This window comes from Ferruginibacter sp. (genome assembly GCF_031391665.1).
Classification (GTDB): domain Bacteria; phylum Bacteroidota; class Bacteroidia; order Chitinophagales; family Chitinophagaceae; genus Ferruginibacter.
This window is the reverse complement of record NZ_JANMUN010000247.1, coordinates 1-6,946: the sequence shown is the minus strand read 5'-3', so window position 1 is coordinate 6,946 and position 6,946 is coordinate 1. Positions and strand designations below refer to the sequence as shown.

The following is a 6,946-nucleotide window of genomic DNA, read 5'->3' as shown; positions in this document are numbered from 1 at the left end:
CTGTTAGTGTTATTGATATGGTTACCCTTTTATAGTTTGGCACAGCAAAATCTTAAAAATATCCGTAGCCGAAGCTGGCAAACCCTGGTGTATAAAATTTCCGCCACCGATGCAGAGCAGTTTGTGAAATGGGACTCTATCCCCGTAAGCCGTTTTGAAAATGCAGCACCTGTTTTATCTGGACTGGCAGAGTCTACCGATACCGACAGTCTGCCTGCAGGACATTATGTAGAGATACGGGTAGTGGATAATATGGTGCAGTCATGGCTGTTTAATAATACCAATCTTCATGTACTTACTATTAACAACAAAAACAATTTGCAATTAGATGTACGTACAAAAACCGGCGAACTGCAAACAACAGCAACGGCATTTTTAAAAGGTAAACCCATTCCGTTTAACACATCTTCAAAAACATTTTGGCTAAAACAATATCAGTTGGATGAAGCCATCGTAAAAATTTGCACCCCCGGCGATACTACTTTTATTGAACTGGCCGGGCTGGATGATGCAAACAGAACATTGGGTGAACAACGGCGCCAAAATTATCATTACACCAAAATATATAAAATACTAAATTGGCTGCCATCTAAATTAAAAAAAATATTACATCCGCAGCAAAAATATAAAAGCAACAGGATTGGTGCCAGCGGCTATATCATTTTTAATCAACCCAAATATAAACCATTAGATACCGTAAAGTTTAAGGGGTATGTTGTTGATAAAAAATTGCGACAGTATAATAAACCTGTGGAAGTGTATTTAAATTATTATGGCCGCGGCAAACAGGTAAATCAATTAGTACAAATTTTAAAACCAGTTTCTGATGGTGCTTATACCGGCGAGTTTGTGTTGGTGGATTCTATTCCCTCGGATGTAACATGCTACCTGTATTTTAAAACTGCAAAGAATAAAGAGATTATCCGCAACAGTTTTAAAATAGAAGATTATGTGCTGGATGAAATGGGTAGCTTTAGTTTTACTGCCAATAAAGAAACGGTGTACAAAAACGATAGTATTGTTTTTACAGTCAGCAGCAAAGATGCCAATGGGTTGAATGTGATGGATGCCAGGGCTACTTTAATCATCACTACTGCAGCAGTAAATAAATTTTATAAAGACACCGTTTTTGTTGCCGATACTTTATACACCGATGAAAAAAAACTGCTGACAACTGGCGATACCAAATTTTCTTTCGACACTAAAAATTTACCGGCTGCCGATTTGAATTTAAATGCCAAGCTTATTTTTACTAACAGCAATAATGAGTTGCATGAAGAAAGTGAAAGTGTTAGCTATTTATATGAAACAGAAAATTTAATTGTTACACAAAAAGGCGATAGCATAAAAGCAATACTTGCTGTTAATGGTAAATCGGTAACGGGTAGCGGTGAATTGGAAATGAATGATGACCTGCCGAAAAAAGTACAATTTCCTTATGCGGCAAAGATTGATCCTGTTGCAGAAGGGTATACTTTTTATTCTGCCAATGCAGTTACAGGAAAAAATATCAGCAGTGTTTTAGAAATTGAAGATAATTACCGTATTGATTTTAACCGCATCAGCAAGAATGATACGTTGGGCTTTTTTATCACTAACCCTTATCAAATCCCTGTGTATTACACCGTATTATTCGGCAAACAAATTATTACTTCTGGTAAAAGCAGTAACAGCAACATTATTTGGCAAAAGAAAATGAACAACCACCGTCATGCTTATAAAGTACGCTGGCAATACATTTGGGCGGGCAAAGAAAAACAGGGCGAAGAAAGTATTGGCTTATTTTACAAATTGCTGGATATAAAAATAAATAGCAGCGAAACGGTTTTTCCAGGGCAAAAAGATGAAGTGAAAGTTACAGTAAAAGATTGTTTAGGTAAACCTGCTGCCAATGTAAACCTTACCGCAGTAAGTTATAATAACCAGTTTAGTAAAGATATCAGCGTACCTCAGCCACCTTACCTGGCAAAGTATAAAAGCAAAAAATATTTACTAAGAGAAGGTTTTGAAAACGATGGCGAGATACTGCTTTCAAAAAAATATTTATTAGGAAAAAATAAATCATGGGTGGAGAAATTTCATTTGGATTCGATGCTGTATTATAAATTGTTATTTCCCGCTAATGGATTTTATGATGCTGTTACTCTTACAGAAAATGTACTGCCTCAGCTATCGGTAAATATGGTACAAAGAGGACAGCCGCAGGAAATTTATCTACTGTTAATCAACCGGCAACTGGTGTATTACAATGGAGTAACCGATAAAATGCCTTACGCATTTGAAACCATGCCCGAAAATGTAAAAATTGGCATACGACTGAAAGATAAATTTATTGAAATTGATAGCTTGTACATACAACCGCATTACAAACATGATTTAAGTTTTGATTTGGATAATTTACCTGAACACAGTAAAGTTATCACAGCAGAAAAATACTGGAGCTATGCCGAAATGAATTTATTGGAAAACAGTTTATGGCAAATGAAGAATGATTATTTAAATAATGAAAGTTATGTGTGGCAGTATAATAAACTGGTAAAATTAACGGGCAGCAGGCCGCATATTGCCGGGCCATTTAATGCACAATGGAGTATGCATTTTTTCAACCCAAACAGTTTCGACCAGCAGTTTAATTTTGAACCGGGATACGAGTACAGTTTATCCAAACAAATAGCAAGGCTGGAAAAGAAAGCCATTTTTCCCCGCAGGGATATTAATAATTTTTTGCCCAATTATGAGAGTACATTAAAGTTAGGAGATACTTTAATTGATCCCCCAGCTATACGATTTTCAGCAACAAAACCACCACCTTATTTACGGGTTACAAAAGACGCTTACAACTATCTGTATTATGCTACAAAAAAAAATGGTACAGGCCGCTTACAATTTACGTTACCCAAAGACACTGCAATACGTTATATAATATTACAGCCACACATTGAAAATGCGGCACCATTGGTGCTTTCAAATGATCATACTTTCAACAACAAGGTTATTAATCTTACCTCCGGCAAATACAATATTTATTTAGTAACAGCAGCGTTTTATATTGCTGCAGTAGAAAATGTAACAATTCAACACAATGGCACCACTTGTATAAAAACTGAAATTTCATTTTATAAAAAAGAGAATGATTTTATTAACCAGTTAATAAAAAAATCAAGCGAAGCAGAATTTGTAGTTAAAGAAAAAGTTGTAGTTGCCGATTCTATTTTTTCGCAGCCGGAAGCTGTAGTTTTTGTAACTGCTGGCGGTGCCAGTGTTACAGGTAAAATAACAGATACCAAAGGCGGCAATCCCATTGCTTTTGCTTCTGTAAAAATAAAAGGAACTGGTACAGGAGTAACAAGTGATGCCACTGGTAATTACAGTATTTTAAGATTAAGAGCAGGAAAACATGTGTTGGTAATTGCCACTGTTGGTTATACTACCAAAGAAGTAACAGTTGAAGTAAACGAAAGCAACATATCTGTAGTGAATGTGTATTTAAGTGTTTCATCACAAGCATTGAATGAAGTGGTGGTAATTGGGTATGGTATATCAAGAAAAAAAGATTTAACCGGTCGTGTAAGTAGAATAAGCGAAAATGAATTATCCTTTGGTAATTCATTACAAGGAAAAGTTGCCGGTGTTAACATATTTAATAATAACGGCTCTCTAGGTGCTGATGCAATGATACAGATAAGAGGGATAGGATCGTTTAATGCAGATGCAGAACCAATTTATGTAGTAGATGGTATTATTTATGATAAAATGCCTAAAAATATTTTACCCGAACAAATTGCAGAAGTGAATGTATTAAAAGATGCTGCAGCCATAGCAATATATGGAGCAAGAGCGGTTAACGGTGTTATAGTAATCACCACCAAAACAAAAACCTTCCGCAATACATTCAGAGATTATGCATTTTGGCAACCCAATTTTTTTACTGATAAAAATGGCGAAGCTTCTTTTGAAGTTACCTATCCGGATAATATTACCGGTTGGCGAACTTTTGTAGTAGCAATGGATAAAAAAAGAAGGATTGGTAAAGCATCAGTACTAACACAATCGTACAAGCCAATTGTAGCACAGTTGAGTGTGCCGCAATTTTTAATTGAAAATGATAGTGTAGCAATAATTGGAAAGGCAATAAATTATACTGCAGATAAATACAAAGTTTCTTCGTTGTTTAATATTAATGGCCAGCAAAAAAATATTACAGCAAAAGAATTGCCTGGCAGCGAATCGGTAATTGAAGAGCAATTGATAGCGGCAGGTGCCGATACTATTCTGGCATCTTACAGTGTTACGACTGCAACCGGTTTTAAGGATGGTGAAGAAAGAAAAATCCCAGTTGTTAAAAAAGGAACGGAAGAAGCATTGGGTAATTTTTGGGTGTTGCAAAACGATACCACTGTTAATTTTTCGGCTGCAGTTAATAGTAACGAACTGAATATTTATGCACAAAGTAATACGCTGGATGTTTTGTTGAATGAAGTGGAGCATTTAAAACAATACCCTTATTACTGCATGGAGCAAACTGCCAGTAAACTTACCGGCTACGCTATGGAAAAAAATATAAAACAGCAATTGGGGCAAACATTTAAAAATGAAAAAGAGCTGAGCCGCCTGCTTACCAAATTGCAAAAAGCACAACAGTATGATGGTGGCTGGGCCTGGTGGGAAAATGGGAAAACTAATTTTTATATCACTAACTATATTACCACTGCTTTGCAGCGGTTTAGAGAAAATACTTTAGTGGAAACTAATGTGCGTAATGCTTTTCTATACTTACAAAATCAATTGCAATTTTTGGTTAGGGAAGAATTGCTTGCTGCACTGCTTACATTAAGCAATGGTAAGCATGAAATGAATTACGAAGATTGGTTAAAGCGGATAAAATATGATTCGTTAACACAGCACCAGCAATGGCAATGGGTACAGATTGGCCAGCAGCAAAAATTAAATTATCAGCAACAATTAAAAAATTTAGTCAGTAAAAAAATTGAAACGCAATTAGGCGGTATCCATTGGGGCGAAGAAAATTATAGTTGGTACAGTAATGATATTGCCACCACCGTAATTGCATTTGATGTGTTGAAAAATGAAGCTGCTTACAAAAACCTGCTGCCAGCTGTTATTCAGTTTTTTTTAGAAAGAAGAAAAAGCGGCTATTGGAGAAACACGGTTGAGTCGGCTTTAATTGTAAGTACGATATTGCCCACAGTATTTGAACAAAACAAAAACTTTACGCAACCGGCTCTGTTGCAGTTTAGTGGCGATACCAGTTTTGCAGTTACCCAGTTTCCATTTGAGCTGCATAAAACTAGCAGTAATATAAAAAACATTACCATTAATAAAACCGGCGGCGGGTTAGTGTATATAACGGCTTATCAAAAAATATTTAATGAAAAGCCGGAGCCTGTAAATGATAAATTTATTGTGCAAACCAGTTTTTTTAAAAACGGAGAAAAAGTGAACAGTATTACATCCGGCGAAAAAATAAAAATGATAATCAGTATAAACGTTTTAAAAGATGCCAATTATGTAATGCTGCAAGTGCCGATACCTGCCGGTTGTATTTACGCCACTAAAAATAACAGCGACTGGCATACGTATAAAGAGTTTTATAAAGATAAAATGCTGTTGTTTACCGAAAGTCTTAAAAAAGGCAATCACCAATTTGAAATAGAATTGGAACCGAGGTATAACGGTAGTTACACACTTAATCCTGCAAAAGTAGAGTTGATGTATTATCCTACATTTTATGGAAGAAATGAAATGAAGAAAGTGGCGATAGTTAAATGATATTTAAAACAGTTACCAAACTTTTAAAGGTTGTACTTCTTTTTAGTTATTTAGAGTTATATAAAATTTAAAAAAAAATTACTGTTGAAGTGTGCACTTTTTGTAATTGCAAACTGTTCTAATGAAGTCTTATAGTGATTTTCAAACCTCAACAAAAAAAATCACATCGTTTCCACCACATCCTTATGCGTTGGCCGCCAGATTAAATAATAATAAATTAAAAATAACAAGCCAATACAAAATGGTATCATGGCAGATTGTTTGCCGGTTAAACCAAACAACAATATTTTTTCATCAAACTTAAAAAACTCACTTGCCATCCAGAAGCTGTTGGCACTTATCCAGAATACGATAGCAAAGTTGTGGCAGGCTTCACTCACAATAACCCTGTTTTTAATGGCAATCCAAATGGCTATGGCCAATGTGGGTATTACCATAACAATACCCAGTAGCCGCCATTCCATACACCAGCTGATATCTTTAAAAAGCCAGAAAACAATATGGAGATTTTCCATTTTACGAAAGCGGAGTGGGATAGAATAGTTTTGGTCTGCAGCCATAGTTCAGTATTTTTTATAGTGCAGCAAATTACAAGATTTGAAGTAAAGCAAAAATAATTGATAGGATAATTAAAAAAGGGAGACAACATCTTTTATAATGTTATCTCCTTGATATTTTAAAAACATAATCTTCTAAATTTCCCTCCCTTTTGGGGTTCTCCGAAAGGAGAACGAACGAAGTTCAAGGAGGGGCTTTACTCTACACTAACCCTTATCCCCTCACTATGGCTGGTAAATTCCGGCGCATACATGCATTGAATTGTAGTGATGCCATTGCTGAAATTACCGGCATGTGTTACAAACATTGGATATTCAAAAATATAACTGCCCCTGTTAAGCCAGCCAAAAAAGAAATTGGTGCTGGCATCTTTGGTGCTTTCGTAATAGCCCAGTCCGCCCTGGTATTTATATTGGCTGATCACATTGGTTGGTTCCATGCAGGCAGCCCTCATATCTTTCATATGTACGTATTCCATATCACGGTCAACTTTTAATTCGATACGCACCTTTACTTTATCACCAACTTTTAACTGGGCTCCATCTGCCAAAGCAACCAGCACCGGTCCTTTATCTGAATTTTTTTCGATGAATAATTT

General features: G+C 35.7%; 3 protein-coding genes. 1 reads left to right on the top strand and 2 read right to left on the bottom strand.

The window, feature by feature from the left end:
• The first annotated feature begins 36 nt into the window (after positions 1-36).
• Complete coding sequence (locus ACY651_RS18795; RefSeq protein WP_462255045.1) at positions 37-5,790, top strand: carboxypeptidase-like regulatory domain-containing protein; 5,754 nt, start codon at positions 37-39, stop codon at positions 5,788-5,790.
• A 161-nt stretch (positions 5,791-5,951) separates the two neighbouring features.
• Here ACY651_RS18795 and ACY651_RS18790 read toward each other — a convergent pair whose 3' ends face one another.
• Together ACY651_RS18790 and ACY651_RS18785 are read right to left on the bottom strand one after the other, a co-directional pair.
• Entirely contained in the window at positions 5,952-6,350 is a 399-nt protein-coding gene (locus ACY651_RS18790) for a hypothetical protein (RefSeq protein ID WP_462255044.1), read from the bottom strand.
• A gap of 194 nt (positions 6,351-6,544) precedes the next feature.
• The coding region (locus tag ACY651_RS18785) for an alpha-2-macroglobulin family protein (RefSeq protein ID WP_462255043.1) at positions 6,545-6,946 on the bottom strand (402 nt) is incomplete at its 5' end.